The sequence below is a fragment of the Mycobacterium sp. IDUB_19 genome (assembly GCF_055419445.1).
Map to the genome: position 1 here is coordinate 42,887 of NZ_JBVAXR010000027.1, position 21,703 is coordinate 64,589.

19 protein-coding genes and 2 pseudogenes (1 of these 21 only partly in view) are annotated in these 21,703 nt (G+C 64.5%); 11 read left to right on the forward strand and 10 right to left on the reverse strand.

The features are described from left to right. From ACZY0B_RS19690 to ACZY0B_RS19705, 4 genes are all read right to left on the reverse strand, one after another. Window positions 1-1,576, reverse strand: part of the annotated coding region (locus ACZY0B_RS19690) for an HAD-IB family phosphatase (protein ID WP_463765893.1) (this coding region is incomplete at its 3' end). Its footprint begins 42,886 nt before the window's first position; 1,576 of its 44,462 annotated nt are in view. A 1,319-nt stretch (window positions 1,577-2,895) separates the two neighbouring features. After that, entirely contained in the window at window positions 2,896-4,296 is a 1,401-nt protein-coding gene (locus ACZY0B_RS19695; protein WP_463765894.1) for a WXG100 family type VII secretion target, read from the reverse strand. A gap of 4 nt (window positions 4,297-4,300) precedes the next feature. After that, window positions 4,301-4,786 carry a YbaB/EbfC family nucleoid-associated protein gene (locus ACZY0B_RS19700; protein ID WP_463765895.1) on the reverse strand — a complete coding sequence of 162 codons (486 nt, stop codon included), beginning with the start codon at window positions 4,784-4,786 and terminating at the stop codon, window positions 4,301-4,303. Between the two features lie 574 nt (window positions 4,787-5,360). Next, on the reverse strand, window positions 5,361-6,077 hold the full coding sequence (locus tag ACZY0B_RS19705; RefSeq protein ID WP_463765896.1) for a TetR/AcrR family transcriptional regulator: 717 nt from the start codon (window positions 6,075-6,077) through the stop codon (window positions 5,361-5,363). Window positions 6,078-6,498: 421 nt separating this feature from the next. Here ACZY0B_RS19705 and ACZY0B_RS19710 point away from each other — a divergent pair. Next, window positions 6,499-6,886: pseudogene (locus ACZY0B_RS19710) on the forward strand (PPE family protein); the annotation flags it as partial. 317 nt (window positions 6,887-7,203) lie between these two features. Further along, window positions 7,204-7,737 carry a PE/PPE C-terminal domain-containing protein gene (locus ACZY0B_RS19715; protein WP_463765897.1) on the forward strand — a complete coding sequence of 178 codons (534 nt, stop codon included), beginning with the start codon at window positions 7,204-7,206 and terminating at the stop codon, window positions 7,735-7,737. A gap of 202 nt (window positions 7,738-7,939) precedes the next feature. Here ACZY0B_RS19715 and ACZY0B_RS19720 read toward each other — a convergent pair whose 3' ends face one another. Next, window positions 7,940-8,074: a mechanosensitive ion channel domain-containing protein gene (locus tag ACZY0B_RS19720; RefSeq protein ID WP_463765898.1), complete on the reverse strand. Its 135-nt coding sequence runs from the start codon at window positions 8,072-8,074 to the stop codon at window positions 7,940-7,942. 1,124 nt (window positions 8,075-9,198) lie between these two features. On the opposite strand from ACZY0B_RS19720, the gene ACZY0B_RS19725 reads away from it, so the two are divergent. The 3 genes from ACZY0B_RS19725 (at window position 9,199) to ACZY0B_RS19735 (ending at window position 11,201) form a co-directional block, all read left to right on the forward strand. Beyond that, entirely contained in the window at window positions 9,199-9,390 is a 192-nt protein-coding gene (locus ACZY0B_RS19725) for a hypothetical protein (protein WP_463765899.1), read from the forward strand. Between the two features lie 155 nt (window positions 9,391-9,545). After that, entirely contained in the window at window positions 9,546-9,764 is a 219-nt protein-coding gene (locus ACZY0B_RS19730) for a transposase (protein WP_463765900.1), read from the forward strand. A 780-nt stretch (window positions 9,765-10,544) separates the two neighbouring features. Further along, entirely contained in the window at window positions 10,545-11,201 is a 657-nt protein-coding gene (locus ACZY0B_RS19735; RefSeq protein WP_463765901.1) for a hypothetical protein, read from the forward strand. Between the two features lie 350 nt (window positions 11,202-11,551). Here the strand turns inward: ACZY0B_RS19735 and ACZY0B_RS19740 are convergent. From ACZY0B_RS19740 to ACZY0B_RS19750, 3 genes and pseudogenes are all read right to left on the reverse strand, one after another. Then, window positions 11,552-11,940, reverse strand: a pseudogene (locus ACZY0B_RS19740) (transposase); the annotation flags it as partial. A 153-nt stretch (window positions 11,941-12,093) separates the two neighbouring features. Further along, entirely contained in the window at window positions 12,094-12,252 is a 159-nt protein-coding gene (locus ACZY0B_RS19745) for a hypothetical protein (protein WP_463765902.1), read from the reverse strand. Window positions 12,253-12,294: 42 nt separating this feature from the next. Beyond that, window positions 12,295-12,657, reverse strand: coding sequence for an integrase catalytic domain-containing protein (locus ACZY0B_RS19750; RefSeq protein WP_463765903.1), 363 nt, complete (start codon window positions 12,655-12,657; stop codon window positions 12,295-12,297). Between the two features lie 120 nt (window positions 12,658-12,777). Here ACZY0B_RS19750 and ACZY0B_RS19755 point away from each other — a divergent pair, with 120 nt between their 5' ends. From ACZY0B_RS19755 to ACZY0B_RS19775, 5 genes are all read left to right on the forward strand, one after another. Next, complete coding sequence (locus tag ACZY0B_RS19755; protein WP_463765904.1) at window positions 12,778-13,026, forward strand: hypothetical protein; 249 nt, start codon at window positions 12,778-12,780, stop codon at window positions 13,024-13,026. 280 nt (window positions 13,027-13,306) lie between these two features. Further along, window positions 13,307-13,561 carry a hypothetical protein gene (locus ACZY0B_RS19760; RefSeq protein WP_463765905.1) on the forward strand — a complete coding sequence of 85 codons (255 nt, stop codon included), beginning with the start codon at window positions 13,307-13,309 and terminating at the stop codon, window positions 13,559-13,561. Window positions 13,562-13,762: 201 nt separating this feature from the next. Continuing rightward, window positions 13,763-15,157, forward strand: a complete 1,395-nt coding sequence (locus ACZY0B_RS19765) for an ATP-grasp domain-containing protein (protein WP_463765906.1) — start codon at window positions 13,763-13,765, stop codon at window positions 15,155-15,157. Window positions 15,158-15,186: 29 nt separating this feature from the next. Beyond that, window positions 15,187-16,959, forward strand: a complete 1,773-nt coding sequence (locus ACZY0B_RS19770; protein ID WP_463765907.1) for an MFS transporter — start codon at window positions 15,187-15,189, stop codon at window positions 16,957-16,959. Between the two features lie 12 nt (window positions 16,960-16,971). Continuing rightward, window positions 16,972-18,396 carry a PPE family protein gene (locus tag ACZY0B_RS19775; RefSeq protein ID WP_463765908.1) on the forward strand — a complete coding sequence of 475 codons (1,425 nt, stop codon included), beginning with the start codon at window positions 16,972-16,974 and terminating at the stop codon, window positions 18,394-18,396. A gap of 114 nt (window positions 18,397-18,510) precedes the next feature. Here ACZY0B_RS19775 and ACZY0B_RS19780 read toward each other — a convergent pair whose 3' ends face one another. Continuing rightward, the gene (locus ACZY0B_RS19780; RefSeq protein ID WP_463765909.1) at window positions 18,511-19,125 is read right to left on the reverse strand and encodes a TetR/AcrR family transcriptional regulator; all 615 of its coding nucleotides are present in this window, start codon (window positions 19,123-19,125) and stop codon (window positions 18,511-18,513) included. 732 nt (window positions 19,126-19,857) lie between these two features. Continuing rightward, a complete protein-coding gene (gene hisC, locus ACZY0B_RS19785; RefSeq protein ID WP_463765910.1) occupies window positions 19,858-20,952 on the reverse strand; it encodes a histidinol-phosphate transaminase in 1,095 nt (364 codons plus the stop codon). Between hisC and ACZY0B_RS19790 the strand changes: the two genes are divergently transcribed. Further along, the gene (locus ACZY0B_RS19790) at window positions 20,951-21,115 is read left to right on the forward strand and encodes a hypothetical protein (RefSeq protein WP_463765911.1); all 165 of its coding nucleotides are present in this window, start codon (window positions 20,951-20,953) and stop codon (window positions 21,113-21,115) included. The genes hisC and ACZY0B_RS19790 overlap by 2 nt on opposite strands. Window positions 21,116-21,703 lie beyond the last annotated feature (588 nt).

Below are 21,703 nucleotides of genomic sequence, written 5' to 3' on the forward strand. Positions count from 1 at the left end.
CGTGCTGGGAGTCACTATGGTCCGCGTCTGAACGAGCCTGCGGAGCCGTATCAAAGCCACGCGCTGCCGGCGTGCCCGACGCCGGGGAGCTGGGCTCCTCGGCGGAGGGTTGCGCAATCCCAGCCCGCGCATCCGGGGTCGGGCCTGGTGACCCGCCATGGTCGGACGAGACCGCCGATGGGGGGCTCGGGTCGGGTGTGGCCCGCAACGGCGCTTTGAGTAGGTCCGCGGACGTTTGCGGGGATGCGTCCAGGCGCGTGTGCGCGGCCGGCGCCGGAGCGCCATCGGCGCCGACCGTCGGGGTTGGGGTGGAAGCCGCTATGCCCTGGCTTTCCGCGGCGGCGTGGGTCGAGCTCCCCCCAGCGCTGGCCCCTTCCGCTGGCCGTGCGCCCAGATCGCCAGCACCCGACGGCGCACCGCCGACGCGATCACCGCCGGTGGCCCTCGGGTCCGCCGGTGTGACAGGCAGTGCGGCGCTATCCGCTGACGTCGCACCCTCGCTCGCGCCTGTCGCGACGTCCTGAGGCGCGTCGGGCCGCGGACCGGCGAGCCCATCACCGAGCCGGGGATCATCACCGACACCGGCGGGCCCGCGCCCCGGGGTGCCCTCGGGCCCCGCGGTGCCGTGCCCGCCGGCCCTGGGCACAGCGCCGTGGATAAACCCGACGGCACCACCGAGCAACATCTCCGGGGTCAAGTTGCCACCACTTGCCGCGATGTTGGCCGCCTCCCCCGAGACCAGACCGGTCAAAGCACCCTTGAGCACACCCGACGTGAGGTCCTCGGCCGGGCCCAACGCCGCACCGACGAAATGGCCCACCACGCCGCCCACCACACCGGCCTCGCCCATCGACTCCGCACTGCTGGCCGTCTGCCCCCAATCGATGCCCGCCCGGTGGCCCTCAGCCACCTGCAATGCTTGAATCGCGACGTCTTGGACCGCCCCCAGACCCGCGCCCCCCAGACCCTCGAGCACCAGCCGGCGCACCATCGTCTTGCTCAGCGCCTGAGTCAGCGCGGCCGCCAGCCGGGCGGCCACCGTGGACTCCAGCTCCTCGATCGCCAACACCGCCGCCTCTTCGGCCGCCGGAATCTCGGACAGCGACGCACCCATGGTGAAATCGGCGTTGGCCAGCGCCCAGGCAGCCGTGGACGCCACGACCCCCAACGTTGAGATGATGGACAGCTTCTTGTACTGCATTTCGGTGCTGTCGCTGCCGGTCAGATCGCCCGCCCCGCGCAGCCCCACCGCCAGCCCGTGCACCGTAGAGTCGCCGTCAAACAACATATGGAAGTTCCGGTCAGCGGCCTGCGCGGTCTGCCCACTGAGCACCGCAAGCGTCGCCGCGCGCACGCGGGCAAGCCCATCGGTCAACGCGTCTAACTGATCGGCCGCCGCATACAACAGATCGCGCAGGCGCGCCAACCCGGTCTCACTGGCCGGCGGCCCCGGCCACGCCGACCCCGCCAAATACGCAAACGGCCGCAACGCCGCCGGCATCTCAATATCCATCAGGACCCCGCCGAGCAATCGCCACGCCACGACCACCCGCCGTCGCGCCGACCCCCGCCGCATCGCCCGGCCGAATCCTGGCCGCCCTAGAGGGGATCCGCGCGGTGGGCCAACGAGTTGGTCTTAGCCTCAACCGATCTGCACCCGTCGAGCTGCGCGCACAACGGTGGGACTCACCCCCTAAAGCGGCATCCCCACAAGTAGCCTCGCCGCCGATCAACGCGTCCACCGTGTCGAAATCACCCGAAATCGCGGCCTCGGGCCGTCCACCACCAAACTTCGACCACTGGTTCATCTCTTCACCGCGCGAAAGTCGCCATCCCTGCATCGCGGCAGAGACCGACGAAGACGGCACATGCGGACCGTCCCGACGCCGCGGGGGCCCCGACAAAAGCGGCCAGCCCAGCGGGCACCAAACCGATTGCGACCCGAGATTGCCCTCGAAATATCGGAAAACAACCGAAACGTGTTGTGTCGCGGACTGTTCGGCACCAACACCTCCGCCACCCGCCGATCCACATCCGCACGGGTTCGCGGAAGTGGTCCTCGGGAGTGTCGAAGTCACGCTTGTCGATGATCATCGTGACCAGTTCGTCTCTGGCGTTGACCGTGACGTGCGCAGCGCCCCCGGCGCTAAGCTCGGTGCGGCCTGGTCGTGCCGAGCAACCAGCACATGGTCGGGCCGGACTCGAACCGCTTCGTTACCCACTCGTTTCCACCTGCCCGTCCAGATGCCGCCTGCACGTCCAATGATACATGATGTATCGCGTCAGTCCGACAGATCACTGGCGCCCCGCGGCGTCTGATGCCTTGGCAGGAATGAGTTCCCGACCGGATTGAGGTATTCCAACCAGCGATCAAGCAAACTGCGATACATCCTGTATCGATCATTGTGGCACAGCGCCTGCCGCCCACCAAAGGCCTTGGCTGTGACTTTTATCTGCGGGTCGACCGGAGGGTTTGGACCCACGTGGGCTGGCCACGCCAAAGCTGGCTCTTCGAGTTGACACGGCGTCGCAAAGCGACCACCGCGCAGTTTGCAGCCCGGGACGGACGCCTCACAAGGCACCCAGATTCTTTGTTACGTCGGCGTATCGGGCGCTTTCGGCATGAAGCTGGTAGGTGGTCGCCTCCGTGCCGGCGCCGAAGAAGGTGGTGCCTCCGCCACGGCCACTTTGGCTGGCCCTCCATGTGCGCGGCCGCGGTACAGAGTTCTCTGGCCCAGCCTTGACCCCTGGGCGCTTGAGGTGATCTGCGTGGTGGTGCAGCAGTTCCGCCTTGGCATCACCTGACTCTCAAACCCAATCCCTCTGTGCGAATTAACTTTTGAGACCGTCGGCCAATCGATCACCAGTGCCCCGCAACCCAAGGCTGGGTCTCGATCACGGGTCGCCTGAGTCCTCGCGCTCGGACGCCCGCCGCTCGGTGACGATTTCGTCGACATCGGTGTCCGTACCGTCGGGGCGCCCGTGAACTTCCGACTCTTCGGGGTTCGACAAATCCTCACCCAAGACCGGCTCACCCGAACCGCGCCGATTATCGCCACCCCCGTCGGGATGGGCCGCGACGACGTCGCCGTCCCCGGCGGCGGCCCGCGCATCGCCGCTGTCACCGCCGCGCCGCGACGAGTCGGGCCCACCGCGTCGAGCCCGCGGAGCACCTTCGGGCCGGATGACGTCCCCCTCGACCGCACCCGCGCGCCCGGCCACCGAACCTGACCGTGCGGGTGGACCTGAGGACTCCTGCGCCGCTCGGCCCACATCGGTACCGCCGGCGTGCACGCCCCCGACTGGCTTGGAGCCGGCCCGCTGCGCGCCCGCATCGGCACGAGTTGCCGCGGAAGGTTCGGCACGCCCAGGTTGCCGATCCCCTGTCGGGCCCGGCGACCGCGAACTCGGGTCATCCGGCGCGCCAGCGCGCCGCGGGTTCGGCGGCGCCGGGGAGATCGGCGGCGCCGGCGGACCCGACGCCGGCGGACCCGCACCGTCGGTGAAAGGTTCGGCGTCAGGCGAGGCTGTCGATGGGTCCGGCGCCCCTTCCGAGGTGCTGGCTTCCAGGTTCGCGCTCTCGGGGTCGCCCGAGCCAACACCCGCGGGGACGCCATCATCGGGTGAGCCTCCCGCGACCGGTGCACCCGGTGTTGCACCGCTCGCATCAGAACCGTTGCCCGCCGGATCGTTTTGACTGCCCGCGCCGCTAGTGCGGGGTCCGCCGGCGGCCCCTATCGCAGGGGTACTGGCGCCCGACGACCCGCCGATACCGCCGGCAGTGGCGTTCGAACCCGTAGCCGTGGTCGGCGAGGCGGCTGCATCAGCTGATGGCCCAACCTCAGCAGTGGTCCCCACGGCGGGGACCCGATGCGCGTCGACGGACATATCAGGCCGATTGGTGCGGCCAATAGCACCGGCCGGCACAGCGCCCGCCATACCGTGCCCAGAAAGCGCCCCCGACTGGTCGGCAAGAGTGCCCGGCACCGGAGAAGAGAATCCGGATTCGTCGGACTGCTGGAACGTATCTGCCGCCTGCTTGAGCAGGTCCGCGTAGTAATCGAGCAGGCCGGTCTTCGCGTCAACCGATCCGTTGACCCAATTAAGTTGGGCCAGGTAGCCGTTGGGGCCGTCGGCGAATTGCCGGCCCATCTCGCCGCCACCCCAAACGGGGCCCTCAGCGGCGAGCTGTGCCCGCAGCGATGACATCACCGCCTTCATCGCGGAGCTGACATCGTGCAATTCGGCAGAGACGCGGCGCAGTTCGTCCGGTGTGACACCGAATTCTTCGGTCATCGGCTCATCTCCTCACCGTGGGGAAATCCGCATTCCCACCGTCGTCGTAAGAACCGCGCTCTGAAGGCTCAGAGGGCTCCTGACGCCGCTGGGCCCCGACAAATGCGTCTAGTCCGGGTGGCACAAAATCCTTGGGATCCGGGCCTCCCTCGACAATGTCGGAAATCAACGGAAGCGCTTTATGCCGCTCATTGATCGGCGCTAGCATCTCCGCGACCTGCCGACCGGCGTCCTGGGCGGCCGCTTGGGCGGCCTCGGTGATGTGATCCCCAAGCTCCTCGAAGTCATGATCATCGAGATAGGACTTATCGACGACGGTCTTGATTAGTTGGCCTCGGGCATTGACCGTGACCTCAATCGTGCCGTCGGCAGCCTGGGCGCTAAGCCTAAGCGCGGCCTGTTTCTTTCGCATGGCCGCGATATCGGTCAGCTGATCCTGCAGCCCAGACAGCACATCGGTAAGCCGATCACGAGCCGCTTCGTTACTCACTTTGTCGCACCCGCCCATCTCGATGTCACCCGCTGGGTGATACGCAGTGTATCGCGCCGCTCTGGCGGATCAAACAGCGCGCCGGTCGTTTCAATGCGGCGGTGGAGTCGTTGGCCGCCCATGACCAACTTCCCCGCCGACACCACCGGCGCGCTGATCCATGCCCTATTCGCCAGCACCCGGCGCGCATCAAACCGTGGTTGTTGGTTCTCGACAGTGTCTTCAGACCGGGCTGGGAATTACTGTCCCACAAAGGTTTTTCGGCACCTCTATGTGATCGCCCTACCGTGGACGAGCCCGAAATCGCCAACCGGTGGGTTTCCATCGAGGTCTGCGCCAGCGGAGCTCGGGGCGCCGGCAGTAAGGCGCGTTGAGTTGACTGGCAGCGGTTTCGACGTCGACGTCCGCGTCGGCCTTGGCGGAAAATCTACCCAGCAAGAAGAGCTGGCCAGCCGTCGCACGATCGGGTTCGATCGGTCGGCACGCTCCCTCGGCGGTTGCACATCGTTTCGTAATCAGACCCGTCCTGGCGCGACCGACCCTTGCACCCAATCGAACGCGCAACCAGGCCGATCTATCGGCCTGGCGAACGTGGCGACTTGCGAAGCTTCCGTCCCGCGACTGCTGCTTGGGACTTCCGGGTCCGTCCCGCCTGTGGGAGCGGCACGGCCGGATCGAGGTGAACACCGACGCCGCGGAGGTGGTGGTCGATGATCAGCCAAGCCTGGTTAGTCAACCGATCGATGAGTCGCTTACGCGTTTCGGTCCGTCGACCCAGCCAGCCGAGGACTGAAGCGTCGATAAGCCCGCCGAGCGCGACAAACAGAGCAGCGGCGGCGCCCTTCTCGTCCGCGAAATGCGGAAAATAGCGCGCCCCGGCCGCGACAAGGTCGGCGGCGAAGTCGTCCCGCTCTGCATTGGGCTGTTGCGAAGTCCGCTGGTAGCCGCGGCTCACGAGGAATCGATACAAGTTCGGGTGGCGGTCAGCCCAGATGACCTGGGCCATGATCGGCGCGCGAATCACTTCAAGCGGTGTACCGGACAGGTCCAATCGCTTCTGTATCTCGGCTCGCAGCTCCTGATACACACTGCGGGCCAACGAGTCGTCGAGGTCGTCTTTGCTGGCGAAGTGGCGGTAAACATTGGGACGGGCCAGCCCGGCGCGCTGGGCGATCTGCCCAGTCAATGCGTCAGGGCCGTACTCCTCGATCACGGTGCGTGCGGCTTCGATTATTTGCTCGCGCCGGGGGTGCTCACTGGGTTCCTGCGCATGCTCAGGTGTCTTTACCACCGGTTCAGGATACCACCTGTATCATCTTGGCTGGCTATGTATCGTTTGCAATCCGCCATCGCATCGCTGCGGTCCGACCTGTCGGTTCTTCCGCACCGCGACGGCCGAAACCACGCGGTCCGCACCTTTGAGCGCGAGCGGCCCGAGGGTTTGCTGGCTTGAACCTCAGCGACGCTTTTCCGGTCCCCAGAAGGCATTACGACCGGCTTACGCAAATCATCCCTAGCCTTCCTCTGATACAGCATGTATCGTGAAATACACCTTGTATCGGTGCGCGGATTCGGATTCCACCTGCCGATGGTTGGTCGAATCCTGATATCCCCCGGGAAGGAGAATCGACACGCGGCCAGTGTTGGCTTGTCGCGGTGGCACGTGCGGCAAACGCGGTAGTGATCTGTTAAGTGATTCGGGGCGACGGGAAATGGATTTTGCAGGGTTACCGCCGGAGATCAATTCCGGAAGGATGTATACCGGAGCGGGATCGAGGCCGATGTTGGCAGCCGCAGCGGCGTGGGATGGGCTAGCGGCGGAATTGAGTGCGGCGGCGCCTCCTCTAACGCACAGGTGTCCGGGCTGGCCGGGGGAGCGTGGCTAGGTCCGGCGTCGGCGTCGATGGCGGCCGCGGCGGCCCCTTACCAGGCATGGATGACCACTACCGCCGAGCGGACCAAGCAGGCCACCGATCAGGCCAGGGCGGCTGCGGGGCCTACGAGGCGGCGTTTGCAGCACACGTCCCGCCACCGGTGATCGCGGAGAACCGGGCATTGTTGATGTCGTTGGTGGCGACGAATATTTTCGGGCAGAACACCCTGCCCTCCGGCGTGCCCAACGTGCTGCAAGGCCTCGCGTCCGGAGGGTCGTTCCTACCAGTCACGGGGCTGGCGAACCTGATGAATAGCTCTATGGGCTCGTCGCTTGGCTTTAGTGCGGATCTCATGAATTTCGCGAGTGGGCAGACGTTTGTGGCCAGCGGGGTCTTGTTTCTCGTGGAACCGTTTCTTTCGGGCCCGATAGCTGGGGGGCGGCCTCGTCTGTGGGTTGGTACGGCCCGGAACTGGGAGCGTCAGGCGCGGCGGGCTTGTCGGGCGGCGGCGCGGTAGGTGTACCGGGCCTGGGCAGTGCTGGCGTGTCGGCGGTTCTGAGTCGGGCGGCGTCGATCGGTGGGCTGTCGGTGCCGCAGACGTGGGCCTGGGCGGCGCCGGTGATCACCCCAGCGGCCACGCTATTGCCGCAACCCACACTGATGGGTTTGCCGGAAGCCGAGGTGCATGGTCGGGAATCCGGTTACGGCGCGATGCTGCCGGCAGCCTCATGGCTGCGGCGGCAGGCGGTGGCGGCGGCAGGCGGTGGCGGCGCGGCGGCCGGTGGCTGGGCCGTGCAACGCGGCGGCAAGCTTACGCAACCCGGTGACCAGACGCGCATCCGGTACGGGTCCCGTCCCACGGTGATACCGCAGGCCGCTCGCGAGACGGGCCTGCACGAGGGCATGCACAGGCAGGCGAACTGGCAGGCTCAGGGTGCTCAAGGTGACAACGGCACGTTAAGTGAGAAAGTACGCGACGAGATCAACGATCTGCGCAAGCAGATCGCCGGGTTGGCGTTGGAGCGCGATGTCCTCATGCGTTCCTTGGCGCTGTGGGCGAATGAGGCAAAGGGATAGTCGGCAAGCCTGGCCGCGGTGATCCGTGATGCTGCCAGGAACACGCCAAACATCCGTTCCCCGTGGGGCCCGGGTTCGACGAATGTGCTCTCAAAGATGCGCCGCTCCAACGCTCCTCAATCGGGACGCTGATTGACCTCGCAGCGCGATCACGACCCACTCGTAGTTCGGTCAGGGTCAGACTTTGAGGCCGGCCCTCGTGTCACCGAAGCAGTCTCACAACTTCCCACGGGCAAGCCATGTGCAAGCGTCCATCATTTGTCTTGAACTCGATGAGCATCGTGCCGATGTCGGTGATCGTGCCGACGTGCGTGTTCACTTGCACCATGTCCCCCATTTGAAATTCCACTCGCCCACTCCAAACCTGCTAAGTCATCGCCATCACGGGTGCTTGTTGCCACAGGTACGTCACGGCCATCCCCGTCCGTAGTCGAGTCGTGGGACGGCCAACTCGGCGCGGACATGCCAAGAAAGTTCACCTGTCCCATTGCGCCAATAGACCCTGTACCGAATCGCATCCGTGTCGACGATGGTGCCGACACCATGCCTTTTCTCCGCCCGCGACACAACCGAATCCCCGATCACCGGGTTGCGCGGATTACGCCCGACAATCATTACGCCCTGCCTCCTGATCGGTGTCTGATCTCGACGACGAACCAATGGCCTTGGCTGTCTACAACATCCCAGGAGTACGGCCCTCGCAACTGCGTGATGCCCAGCGTGTGGACCAAACGGCGGGCATCCGTCTCCGACCGTATATGGGCCACGCGCCGGCCATCACTAGTCGTGAGTATCCACATGGCTACGCCTACCAACGAGCGTGACTGGCAACTTCGTTGTTACCCAAAAAGAAGGCGGTCGTACCATCATTTTTCCTCCGTTGAATTATCTTGCCGATTTTTGTAACCGTGTGCTGCACTGGGTATTAGCGCCAGTTCGGCCGACCCGGGCGGGTGTCGGCTTGGGAGTTCGCTCGCATGCCATCGCATCCAGCGACGCGCTGTAATGGTGTGGCTGATAATCCGCAACGAAGACCGGCATCGCTTGGGGCATAGGCGCTTTAGCACGCCTGTCACGCGAGGGTTAGGCGAAAGCCGTGCGGAAACGCGACTTTGGGATGTGCTGTTTGGCGGCCGCAGTCGTGCACCGCCGGCAGCGGCCGTGACCCGCAAATCATCACACCGAGCCTCGGCACGTTGGTCACCCATCATCTCCGCGCCTCCTTGCTAACGGATTCGACGGAGATCTCGAAGCCAACACCAATCTGGTGACAACCCGGATTCCGCCGAGGCCCTCGCAGCTGACGCACCGCGCCACCCGAAAATCATTGTGCTTCGGTGAAACATCCGGTACATCGGTAAGCGATAAGTGTCATACCTACTGGCGGTACGTTCTGAGGCTCCCCCCAAACGGTGGACATCGAGATAGCGGGATGAATGGTCGCGCTGGAAGGATGTCACCATGTCCCCAACCCGCCGGTCTTTCACGACCAAATACAAGGTCGAGGCCGCGGCAGCCCGCAACGACGAACCGTTGACCCCGGCCGAGCGTACCGAGCTGGCGCGGCTGCGTAAGCAGGCCGTCGAGCAGGAGAAAGACATCGCGTTCCTGAAAAAAGCCTCGGCGTACTTTGCCGCCAGCCAACCGAAGTAGACCGGTTCGAGCTGATGGCCGCAGAGTGCGCGACCACCGCGACCACCGAAATGGCGCGACTACTGCAGGTGTCCACCTCCGGTTACTAAAAGCGTGTGAACCATTCGCTAACAACATAATTGACCGATCTCGGGCAACGGAAGGCCGACCTGACTGTGAAGATCATCGACCATCATCGCGACTCCGACGGAACCTACGGGTCGCCCTGGATTACCGCCGACCTGCGCTCGGCCGGTGAGAGGATCTCGGAGAAGACGGTCGCCAAGATCATGGCCGAGATCGGACGGGCCGGGATCAGCCCACGCACCTTCCAAGTGCGCGGGACTGTCAGGGACTGTCTCGCGAACGGTGTTTCCGGCGGCTTTCATCAGTAGGTTTCGGCTGCTGGGACTCGGCCTTCGAAGGTGATCGCGAGCGCATTGCGCCGACGTTGTGGAGATCTTCCCGAACCCGGCATCGTTCCTACGCCTGGCCACCGCCGTGGTCATCGAGGCTCACGACGAATGGCCGGTCACCCGCCGCCACACCAGTAGTCGAACAACTGCAAATCACCTAGCATTCACCACGACTCGTGGATCACGATGCGTGACTGCACGTCGATCCGAGTCCACCACGCTAAGGGGTGCTATCGCCCCCGGCCGGCCGGAGCTGAGCCGAGAAGCGACGGCTGTCGGCGCTAGCCGCCATCGGACCGCACAGCGAATCGCTCGCCCCACTTCAGCTGATCGCAGTTATAACCAAGCGAACCTCTTAGCCCACGACGCATCATTTGATCGACCTGCACTAGATGACCCCCGAGGCCGCGCAAGTCATCACCGCGGCCCCCGCGCCCACTCCGGGCTTTCAACACCCTGGGTCGCGACTGAGTCAAGCAGTTGCGTCGGTATGATACACACTGTATCGTGTGTCATTGATACACAGTGTATCGCGCCTGCTAAGAGCAAGAAGCGTTCGGAGGGAGACCCCGGCACCCTTGGAGAAACCTTTTCTGCAGGGAAGGCACGAGCCGATGGGCGGTTGGGTCCCGACATGAGCACCATCGGATCGCATCAAAGCTCGGTCGCCGATCCCTGTGTTGAGTTGGATCTGAGTGTGGTGCGCGCCCGAGGTACCGGCAAGCCACCTGGCTTGGGCGAAATGAAGGAGGCTCCAATATGCGTGATGACAGTAAGATCCCGCGCCTGTCTATCGGCATTGGGGATGGTGTTAACGCCATGTGTGCGATGCAGGCCGTTTCGTGGCAGACCGGCGACACCGTCATCACCGACACTCCGGCCTGCTCCTCGCGGTATCTGTCCAAGCTGGTGCAATATTTGAATGATGAGCTTGCCGACGAGAAGTTGGGGTTCTTGTCGGCAAGCGACAGCCCTGACCTTCTTGATTTTGCTTGGTTGACCGTCGGTACGGCGGATGCCGGCGATGATGTCGCGCACCGGTGGTTTGCCGAACTCTTAGACAATCCGCGTTGGGGTGTGGTCCGATTCCTCAGAGGGCGAGATCGCGAAACCTGCAAAGCAGTGGCGCAAGCCCACAGGATGGCCGCCGAGGGACGAGATATTCAGTGGGCCGGTGGTCACCCAGCGTTTACACCTCTCGGGAAGCGGACTCCGTTGCAGCATTTATCGATGTATGTCGTCGCGCGTGCGGCCGGGTCGGGGAAGTCGTTGGAAAGTGCAGCAGGGATGGCGTGCCACTGCAATTTCTACTACGCCAGTTCTAAAGCGGAGAGGGTTCGGTGGGTGCGGACCGCCATCGAATCTTGGCTGTCGTGGCAAAAGCAGAGGGTTCAGGATGAATCCTGTTGCGCGTAAGTTCTTTGAGGACAACCTGGACGCACGGGATTGGTATCACTCCCCAGCTATTCGCATCCCTCATCCAGAGATCTGGCGCGATCCTCTTTATACACCCGACCCTTGGCCTACCTTTGTTTCCGAGAAGCAAGCCTGAGGAAAATCCAAAATGGATCTGGTTCGCCGCTGAGTTTTGGCGACGCATTGTCGGACATAGTGCCAAGATCTGTGGATGGGGGGTGTTTCGTGTCGCGTGATCCGTGGTCTGTGACGACGTCAGCGCCACATAGCGCCCCTTGGCGTGGTGTACTTCGGATCGACGTGCAGTCACGCATCGTGATCAACGAGTCGTGATGAATGCTAGGTGATTTGGAGGCTACTGGTGTGGCGGCGGCTTGTTTGGCGGCGATCACGTGGCGAAGCTCAGCCATGGAGATATCGGATAAGTAGCGGCGGGTGACGTGCCATTCGTCGTGAGCCTCGATGACTACGGCGGTGGCCAGGCGTAGGAACGATGCCGGGTTCGGGAAGATCTCCACAACGTCGGCGCGGCGCTTGATCTCCTTGTTGAGCCGCTCGATCGCGTTGTTCGACCAGATCTTTGCCAAGGCGCCCGCGGGAACGCGGTGAACGCCAGCACGTCGGTTTTGGCCTCGCCCATCAAGGCGGCTACTTTCGGGAAACTGGCCGCTAGGGTCTCGGTGACGCGGTCCCATTGAGCGGCGACCTCCTCAGGGTCGGTGAGGGCGACGACCGTCTGTTGCCTCATGTCAAGATGCGCGCGTATCGGCGGCGCTTACCGGGGCTTTGGTCTTCGGTCCTGCGTCGCTGGTGGTGAGGGTGAGTAGCTGGGAGGTCAGTGCCTGGATCTGGCGTTGCACGGCAGCGGAATTGATGCCTGTGTAGGTCTGGGTCAGGATCGTCTTGTCATCGGCGCGACTTCCGCGCGGGCTTCGGCGCGGTGGTGCGGCGTGGTCGCGGTGTCGTGTTTCTTGCTGACCTTCGCACCGGTGCGCACCTTCGAGGTGAGTTTCTGCTGCGGGTAGAAGTAGTTTGTCAGTTTCGATTGCACCACCTAGATCTTGTTGAGCAGCAACAGTTCTGCCTTGGTGTACTAGCGGTGGTAGCCGACCACGGTGCGCACGATCGCCCAGTTCTTTTGCTCCACATGCGCACCGTCGTTGGAATTGCCGGGCCGGGATCGGGTGAACGTGATCTTGCGATCGGAACACCACGTGAGCAGGTGGTGATTGATGAACTCACTGCCGTTGTCCGAATCGACGCCGAGAATCGGGAACGGCATCACCGAAGCGATCTCGTCGAGCGCGGCGAGTACCCATTTGCGGGCCTTGTTGGGCACGCTGCGGTTCTCGGTCCAGCCGGTGGCGATGTCGGTGACAGTGAGCGTGCAGGCGCGCTCACCTGCGGCGGTGCCGCCGTCGTGGCCGACCGGGTCGATCTCGACGAACCCGGGCACCGCGTCGTCCCAGTCCGCCCAGGTGCGGATCGGGATCTACGACTGAGCAGCGAGCCCGGCTTGGTATGCGAGCGGCCCTTCAGCTCGTGCTTCTTGCGCTCAGGCGCCAGGCGCCGGTCGATGGTGGCTGCCGACATACCCGCCAGCAACATCGCGGTGTCCTCATCGATGTCGAGCTCATCGGACCGGCGCAGGATCGCCACCGGTTTGGGCAGGAACGGTGCGAGCCGTTTCCCGGCCGGCATGCCCAGCACCGCCCAGCAGAAGGTCAGCACCGCAATGACTTTCGATCCGTACTTCGGCTGGCGCGGGCGTCTGGGCTTGACCATCGTCGGACGCAGCGCGGCTTTGAGCGCCTTCCGCGCATGATTGCGATGCCACCCCGCGGTGGCGCACAACTCGTCGAGCATCCGGCCCTTGCCCACCCTGTCCGCTCGCGCGTAGCGGGTCGCGATCGTCTACGTCACAGCTTTGCGCTCGGCCAACGTCAACCCCATCGTCTGGGCCTATCCAGCGATCGATCCACCACCGGACAGGCGCGCCGTACGCGCGCATTTTTCGTGAGTCAACGCGAGGCCTGGTATTTCGCCGATACAGGCTGTATCGTCCTGGCTTGATACAGCCTGTATCGCCACGCGAAGGACGCCGTATGTCTGGTTACCGGTCGCCGTACTTGGGTGCCGAGCTTGATGTGTTGACGCGCAACCGCGAAGGTTTTCATGGTTGTAAGCCGCTGGAAAAGAGTGGTCAGCGTGCCAAAGGCACCGCCTGGGCGCTCGTCGGCGACCCGCGGACAGCCACCGCCAATTTGCTCGAGGTTGCCGCCGGAGGGCAAGGCTGTGTCCCGCTCCTGCGGAAGCTGAGGCAGGAGCGTCTGATGATCGCGGCGGGGTCGGCGCGGTGACGGAAATCAGGCTGGCTCATACCCTGCGCTACACCATGGAACGCCTCGAATTCGGCAAAACGCACATCCGAATTTCCGGCAGTCGGCCAGTGCGTGTCCCCAACCGCGGTGGCTGGGGCGAGTTCAGTCCGGGAAGGGCCGATGCACTGCGTCACTCGGTACCCCCGGACTGCGTTACCGATATGAGTTGGAAAGGGAGAGATGGCAGTAGTCGAGGATCCTCACTCGGGCGTCATGTGGGGTAAGAAGGGGCAGCAGTACCACCCCGCCGCCCCGAACACGGTAGACGGTGAAGCGGTCGACATGACCACCTCCCAGCAAATGCCCGGCCGCCGAGACGCTGACCGGGCATTTGCTGTGGTCTGGCCGTGCAGCACTGCCCTGAAGGCACCCCCGGCGATCTGGGCCCAGGGCTGGCGGCCGGTGGCCGTGCTGCCACCCAACCAGGCCGCCCTCGGGCTCGGCGATCCGCCCGACCCCGCCGGCTGGGACGTGATGATCACCGTACCCGCCGACGCTGCGGCTGTGGCCGCCGAGCTGGCGCGGGTGGGCGGGGTAAGCGCTGTGCTGGCCGGCGACGAGGTGGCCGTGCCGCTGGCCGAGGATGTAGCGCGGCGGCTCGGCCTGCCCGGCAACGATCCGGCCAGCTCATGGCGCCGGCGCGACAAGGGCCTGATGAGCGAGGCGTTGGCCGCCGCAGGTGTGTCCCGTCCGGCGACCGTGCGTGTCACCACCTTCGACGGGGCCCGGAGCACCGCGGATGCGATGGGCTGGCCGGTGGTGCTCAAGCCACCCGCGAGTGCTGCTGGGGACGGCTTCGCCCTGTGCCAGGATAGCGCCGAATTGGCCGCAGCGTGGCAGCGCACCTATCAGCAGCAAACCCTGCTCGGTGACCGCAATGACGCACTGATCATCCAAGAGTACCTGCCGGGCGGGCAATACGCGGTCAACACCGTCACCTGTCAGGGGCGCCATCTGGTGACCGACGCGTGGACGGAACGGCAACTGCTGCTGCCCGGTGGCGGTGTGGCCTTCGACCGCTTCGACCTGATCGGCCCCGCACACCCGATGTATGCCCGGCTGGCCGACTACACGCGGGCAGTGCTGGACGCGCTGGAGATCACGTGGGGGCCGGGGCACACCGAGGTCCGGCTTGACGCTGATGGGCAGCCGCAGCTGATCGATTGCGCCGCAAGGCTTCCCGGGGTCTTCTCGCAGCCGCTCTTAGCCGAAATGCTTGGGCTAAGCCAGCTCGAGGCCGCCGTGCTCACGGCGACCGATCCGGCCGCCCTGGCCGCCCGGCCCCAAGACCCCCTCCCGCACCGGGGCGCCTTGACCCAGCTGTTGCTGGTCGTCCCAGATGACGGCCTGGCCCTCGATGGCCGCGTGCTCGATCAGATGGCCGCAGTGCCCGGGGTTCGCGGGGCTTTCGGGCACGTCAGCGCAGGGCCCGCCCCGCGCACAACCGACCTGATCTCGACGGTCGGAGGCTTCGAGCTGCTAGGCCCGGCCGCGGTCGTGGAGAACGCGGCGCGAACCATCCGCGAGCTCGAGACGCGACTCTACCGGCACCGATTCCAGCTGACGCCACAGTGAGCATTGATACGGGGCGCGGGTGGCGACCCATGCTGGTGCTAGCAGGCGCGCAGGCGTGCGGACAGTCGGGCTCCTGGGCCGCCCTGTCCGCCGCGCTGCCTACAGCGCTGGCCCGCCCCGACCCGGCGATGTGGCTGTCGCTTCTGACCGCCGCGTGGGCCGCTCCGGCCGCACTGGTGCGGCTGTGCGGGGCGCCCATTGACCGGCGCGGGCCCCGGGTCATAGGGGCGGCATCGTGGGGGGTCGCGGCCCTTGCCGCAGCGTTGCCTCTCGTCGCCCATGTGGGCATGCCGGTCCTGGTGGTAGTACTAGCTGCAACCAGCTTGGCCGGTGGCTGCGGCAAGGCTGCGGGGGACACGGCTCCGTCTTGGTTGCCTGGATGTCCCGACCTTGCCCGGGCCGGGGCGTGGCTGTCCGTGGCGGCAGACCTCGCGGTGGGGGCGGGGGCCCTTGGCGCATCCAGCCTCACCACGATCGGCCCGCTGCCAGCCTGGGGCCTGGTTATTGCTCTCAGCGCTTCCGGGGCTGTGTTGAGCGCGGCCGTGCCCGCCGTCCCACCGCAGGACGAGGCTGCCGAGCGGGAAGTTGACGACTCGGCCGGGGTCGCCGCCGGGCGCCACGGCATCAGCATTGCGGCCGCGCTGGCAGCCACCGCCGGGATCTGGATTGGATACGGCTTGTTCACAATCCTCGAGCCGCTGTACGTGCAGCAGGTGCTGCATGCCACACTGCCGGTTTACGGCTGGCTACAGGCCGTGTTTGCACTGGCCGGTATCGTCACCGCTGCCGCCGCCTCCCACTGGCCCCAGCTGATTACCGGCCCGGGGGCCGTGCCGGTCGCTGCAGCGATCACGGCGGCCGGGGAGGCGCTGTACATCGGCACTAGCTCACTGGTGATCAGCGCCGCCGGGTCCGCCATCTTCGGTGTCGGGTCCGCGTTGTTCGGCCTGACCTGCCGCGCGGTGCTGGTTGCCGGCCCGCCGAGCAGGCACGGCCGGATCCTCAGCACCTGGCGGGCGATTCAGGCGGGGTGCGACATCGCGCCGGCCCTCGTTACTGGGCCCTTGGTCGGGGGCCTGGGGCTATCCACTGTGTTAGACCTCGCTCCCGCGCTCGGTGCCCTTACCGCCGTGGCCGTTCTGGCGGGTGGGCAGCGATCTCCGGCCCGCCCCACGGTATACCGGTCAATCGCGCCTCACCCGGCGCCCGCTGTCGGATCCCTCAGTCAGTTCCACGAATTGCCGGTTCGCATCACGACGGCTGAGAATCAGGGCCGCACCCCCACGCACAACCAGAATAACTCGACCGTGTCAGCCGGCTGGCTGATGGGGATTTTGCGATACAGCATGTATCGCTCGGAGGCGTGGCACCGAGTCGCCGCGCTCGGTGAGCGCGGTTTGCGCCGTGATGTTGCGCAATACGCGGGCGGCGACCAGGTGACCTTCGGCGTGGTAGGTAGTCAGCAGGCCTATCGGCAATATCCCGTTGAGCGCCCTGGCCGGTTTCCAGACCAGATCCGCCGCACCCTAAGCACTGGTGTTGCAGCCCTGCCCACGGATCGGGACATGCACGTATGCCGCGTTGCTGGCCAGCACCACGCGTCTATTTCGGCAGAAGGCCACCCGCTGAGTCACATTGGTGAACCGGGCAACCCAGGCTGCGTTGCGTATCCCGTTAATCCTGATCGACAAATACCGCCCTGGGAACGCGATACAAGGCGTCTTACGGATCAAAATGCGCTACGCACCGGCCAGACATGGCGTCCCCGGCAACTGGCGAGTGATGGCGAGTTAAGTAATTAGGGGCAAATGGAAATGGATTTTGCAGCGTTACCGCCGGAGATCAACTCCGGGAGGATGTATGCGGGGGCGGGGTCGGGTCCGATGTGGGCGGCCGCGACGGCCTGGGACCGCTTGGGGGTGGAATTGAGCTCGGCCGCGGCCTCGTATAGGTCAGTGGTGTCCGAATTGACTGGTGGACCGTGGCTGGGCCCGTCGTCGGCGTCGATGGCGGTTGCCGCCGCCCCCTACGCAGCATGGATGAGCATCACCGCCGAGCAGGCTCTGCAGACCGCTGATCAGGCCAGGTCGGCCGCGGCGGCCTACGAGGCGGCGTTTGCCGCGACGGTGCCGCCGCCGGTGATCGCGGAGAACCGGGCGCTGTTGATGTCCCTTGTAGCGACCAACATTTTCGGTCAGAACACCCCAGCCATCACGTCAACCGAGACGCAGTATGCCGAGATGTGGGCACAGGATGCGACGGCGATGTATCGCTATGCGGGTGAGTCGGCGGCCGCATCGACGTTGACGCACTTCGCCGAACCGCGGCAAAATACCGACCCGGCCGGGGTGGGCTTTCAGGCCGCCGCTGTTGGTCAGGCGACCGGCACATCGGCCGCTGCCGGCCAGCCCACCACTTTGTCGCAGCTCTTCTCCACGGTGCCCAGTCTGCTGCAAGGAATTGCGTCGGGCGACGTGACCGGATCAGTACCTGGGCTGGGGAACGCGCTGAACAACAGTACGGATTGGCTGAATTTCTTGAGTGGGCTGACGTTTGTTGCGAGTGGGGCCATGTTTGTCCTGCCCTCCCAAGCCTGGAACGCGTTGTCGGCCTCGACCGTGGGTGCGTCCGGTCCGGAACTGGGCGCCTCAGGTGCGGCGGCCCTGGCGGGCACCGACGCGCCAGGCGCACCAGGCCCGGGCAGTGCTGGAATCTCGGCGGGCGTGGGGCGCAGAGAAGTGTTGGCGGGCCTGGGCCGGGCGGAGTCGATCGGCGGGTTGTCGATCCCACGGAGCTGGGCCTGGGCGGCGCCGGCGATCACCCGCTCGGCTATGGCACTGCCGGAACCCACGCTGGTCGCGCTCCCACAAGCCGAGCTTGATGGATTGGGACCAGGGTTCGGCGGGATGCTGCCGGGAAGCCTCATGGCGGCAGCGGCAGGCGGTGGCGGCGCGGCGGGCGGCGGCTGGGCGGCGCAACGCGGCGGGGGGACGCGTACCCATTGCGGCTTCTCTCCCATGGTGAAACCGCCGGCGGCTTGGGAGGCGGGCCTGCACATGGGCACGCACGACCAGGCGATGTGGCCGAATCAGCGTGCTCAAGGTAGCGCGGGCTTGTTGAGCGCGACCCTACGTGACGAGATCTACGATCTGCGCAAGCAGATCGTAGAGTTGGCGATCGATCGTGACTTGCTCAAGCGTTCGCTAGCCCTCTGGGCGAGGGACTCGATGGAGCAGTGATCAAGCCTAACGTAATCGAGCGAGAAGTGGCCGCGAACCACGGTTGGGTCTGCACGGGTAACAGGGCGGCCCGCACTTCTCGGTTGTAGGTACGCCGTTAGGCGAGCCGAGCAATCACGGGCTGCATACCCCGTACATCCGGCCACGCAATCGGTTTGTTGGGGTACCGAGAGCACCGTCGAACGCACCTAGACACATTTCGGTCAGAGCGGCCCGCGAGATACTCTGCGACTGAATCCATTTCACGCAGGCTGCGCGAACGAACGCCAACCAGCCCTCGACGGCGATTTCGGTGGCGTAGCGAAGATATCCCTCGTCGACGAGTTCGTTGAGCAGTCGTTGGCCCACTACGTTGAGTTCCTCGGCGATGATCGCCTGGATCGCCGGGTCATCCGACAATGCGCCGCGGTTGACGGTGACTGCTTCGAAGGGATGATCGACAAAAGATTGGATGTGGGCCTCGAGTCCGGCGGCAAGCTGTTCTCCGAGAGAGAGCTGCGGATCAGGGCTGACATTGGCCAGCAACCGGTTGCTAGCGCGTTTGAACATTGCTACGAATAAGTCGCGCTTTTTCGGATAATAGTGATACAGCAAGCCTCTCGACACACCCGCGCGCGCGGCGATGTCCTCCATGAGGACATCTTCATATGGCTTGTCCGCGAACAATGCCGCTCCGATGTCGAGCAGTTGTTCGCGTCGTTGGTGCGGCTGTAACCGGCGACGTGTCACGTGCCGACCATAGTTGAGAACTATTACGGACGACAACCAGATGCGTTATTACACAACGTGTTCAATACGACTAAATGGTCAATCTATTACCGAGACCTCCACCATTGCATCTCCCCGATGGCCACGTCGGTGGCTCGCAACGTCGTGGCCTCCGCGCCAATCGCCCCACAGAGACGACCAGAAGTTCGGTGATGTCGCGGGTGGACATGCGCCGGACGTACAGCGGCAAATCAAGTGTCTTCAACCTGGCCCGAGCGGCGCTTGCGTTCTGGGTGCGATCCCGGGACGAAACGTGTCGCTGCGGTCGCGGCACCTCCCGCGCGACTGGCCCAACGGTGGGTCTGCACGGTTTTGTCATCATGACCGTTGCGGGACCCGCACGGCCCGTATCCCGCTGAATCGCGACTAGTCGCGATAGGAGATCCTCCCTGCGCGCAGCCGACGATACACACTGTATCAACACACATCCTTACTACACTGATGAGGTCGTTCGGCGTTATGCCGACAGCGTGCACATTCGTCGCGATCGACAGGCCAGGGCCACGGTCGAACCTCTGGCTGACACAAACACTTCCGCATCCCTGAAGGGCGTGGAGGTCGATGGACGGATGCGCCGCGCATTCGCGGCTCATGTGTCCGCACACGAGCCAGCGTCGAGCGCAACCTCAACGCGCCCAACTCGTGCGCGCTCTAACCGGAATCGCACGGTTTGTGCTGAGCGAGCGCGAAAGCTCAGTTCAGACCAGCAGCGTGGAGTTGGAACGCTGACAGCATCGCGTCGTTCTCCTCCGGTGTTCCAATGGAAATGCGTACACAATTCTCTATGCCGGGCAGGTCGCTTCGGTCGCGTATCTTGATGCCACATCTTTCCATCGTCTGCACAAGTGTCCGTGCATCATCGACCTCAACCAGCACAAAGTTGGCCGCGCTGGGGAAAACCTTGGTCACCGCGGGGCACATGGCAAGGGCGTGCGCAACCCTGGAACGTTCTTCAAGAACCGCGGCGATGTTTGCCTTCGCCTGGATCAGGCCTTCGGGGGACATGACTTGAGTCACTGCGTGAATCGCCGTTTGGGTCAATGGGTACGGCGTGAGCATGCGGCCCATGAGGCTGATCACACAGGGCTGTGCGATGGTGATTCCGAACCGCTCGCCAGCGAGACTGTATTGCTTGGACATCGATTTCAGAACGACGATGTTCGGTTGGCGCGCAATGGCCTCGGCCAACGATTCGGCACAAGAATAGTCCAGATAGACCTCGTCGACCACGATGATCGCTTTGCCAAACAATTTGTTTGCGATGCAGATGATGTCGTCACGATCGAGAAGATTGCCTGTGGGATTGTTCGGCGAACAGACGAACAAGATTTTCGCGTGCGGATAGGCCTCGTGCGCAGCAAGTACGGAGGGCACGTCAAGCTGGAATGTATCTGGCGTGAGCGGAACCTCGATGATGTCGGCTCCCTGGACCTGAGCGCACTGAAGATACATCGCGAAAGTCGGCGGCATATGCAGAATTGCGTCGTGCCCTTCGGTGCAGAACCCACGGACCAGCAAATCGATGGCCTCGACGGCGCCGCGGGTGAATAACAACCAATCACGGGGCACTCCATAAAAATTAGCGAAGGTGTCCAGCAGATCTTCCGGCTGTCCCTCCGCATACCGATTCAGCTCGAGTTGTCCTGGCCCTCCGGGGTACGGCGCGTATGGGCTTTCGTTCGCATCGAGACGTAATCGCAACGCGATCTGGCGTCCCTCGGTACGCGCAGAGCTGTACGGGGTCATTCGCATGATCGCCGGCCGCGCCAGCTTCATGATTTCGTCCATGAGCCTGATTCACCTTTCCGACCTATCCAAGCCTGCCTGGCTCGAGTTTGTGGAAGCGGTTGTCGCACTGGGGCACACGCTGTCGGTGCATGGTGACGGCGTGATATGGACGTCCATCCGAGTGGCCGGCAACACGTCCTCACCGTCGCGGGCCGTAACCTGACGAGGCACTCGCGACCGCCCATAGCTCTTTGCCCACCGGTCCGCATGTTTCGATCAGTCGCCCCGCAGGGGTTCCCACGAATTCTCGGTACCGGTTGTGCACCAGCGGCAGGGGCGCCATACCCGACGACGTCAGCGCGACACACTGTCCAGGACCGTCCGCGCCGGCCCGATGTCATCCGCCGTCCATCTCGACTGCCGCGGCGGACTTGGCCAGCCAGGGATCAGCTGACGACCCAGACATACCGCTAGCAGACGTCGCATCAAAGCGCCGGATAGCGAGGCGAGCGGGCCGTTGACGCGGCGGTCATAAGAAGGCTTCGACGTTGACGGCTCAACGACCACTAGCATCATCGACCTCCGAGCATCGTTTGCTCTTCCCCCGGGATATCGGGATCCGAACCCACTGACGATACACCGTGTATCGAAATCAGGATACGTAATGTATCGTCGGAGGGCTAGTGTGATTTGGCGATGAATCAGGGCGCAACGAAGTGGAACTGTCGGCGGTGTTCCCAGACTGATCGCATTCTGTAAGAGGCCATATTGCCGCGGTGAAGCCCGGAGGTCGAGTTGAGATCGGAGCCGA

Coding starts and splice junctions, on each gene's coding strand:
- ACZY0B_RS19760 (WP_463765905.1), top strand. CDS start 13,307: ATGTCTGGTTACCGGTCGCCGTACTTGGGTGCCGAGCTTGATGTGTTG.
- ACZY0B_RS19695 (WP_463765894.1), bottom strand. CDS start 4,296: ATGACCGAAGAATTCGGTGTCACACCGGACGAACTGCGCCGCGTCTCT.
- ACZY0B_RS19755 (WP_463765904.1), top strand. CDS start 12,778: ATGGTGGCTGCCGACATACCCGCCAGCAACATCGCGGTGTCCTCATCG.
- ACZY0B_RS19790 (WP_463765911.1), top strand. CDS start 20,951: ATGAGCCTGATTCACCTTTCCGACCTATCCAAGCCTGCCTGGCTCGAG.
- ACZY0B_RS19775 (WP_463765908.1), top strand. CDS start 16,972: ATGGATTTTGCAGCGTTACCGCCGGAGATCAACTCCGGGAGGATGTAT.
- ACZY0B_RS19765 (WP_463765906.1), top strand. CDS start 13,763: ATGGCAGTAGTCGAGGATCCTCACTCGGGCGTCATGTGGGGTAAGAAG.
- ACZY0B_RS19770 (WP_463765907.1), top strand. CDS start 15,187: ATGCTGGTGCTAGCAGGCGCGCAGGCGTGCGGACAGTCGGGCTCCTGG.
- hisC (WP_463765910.1), bottom strand. CDS start 20,952: ATGGACGAAATCATGAAGCTGGCGCGGCCGGCGATCATGCGAATGACC.
- ACZY0B_RS19735 (WP_463765901.1), top strand. CDS start 10,545: ATGCGTGATGACAGTAAGATCCCGCGCCTGTCTATCGGCATTGGGGAT.
- ACZY0B_RS19720 (WP_463765898.1), bottom strand. CDS start 8,074: ATGGGGGACATGGTGCAAGTGAACACGCACGTCGGCACGATCACCGAC.
- ACZY0B_RS19725 (WP_463765899.1), top strand. CDS start 9,199: ATGTCCCCAACCCGCCGGTCTTTCACGACCAAATACAAGGTCGAGGCC.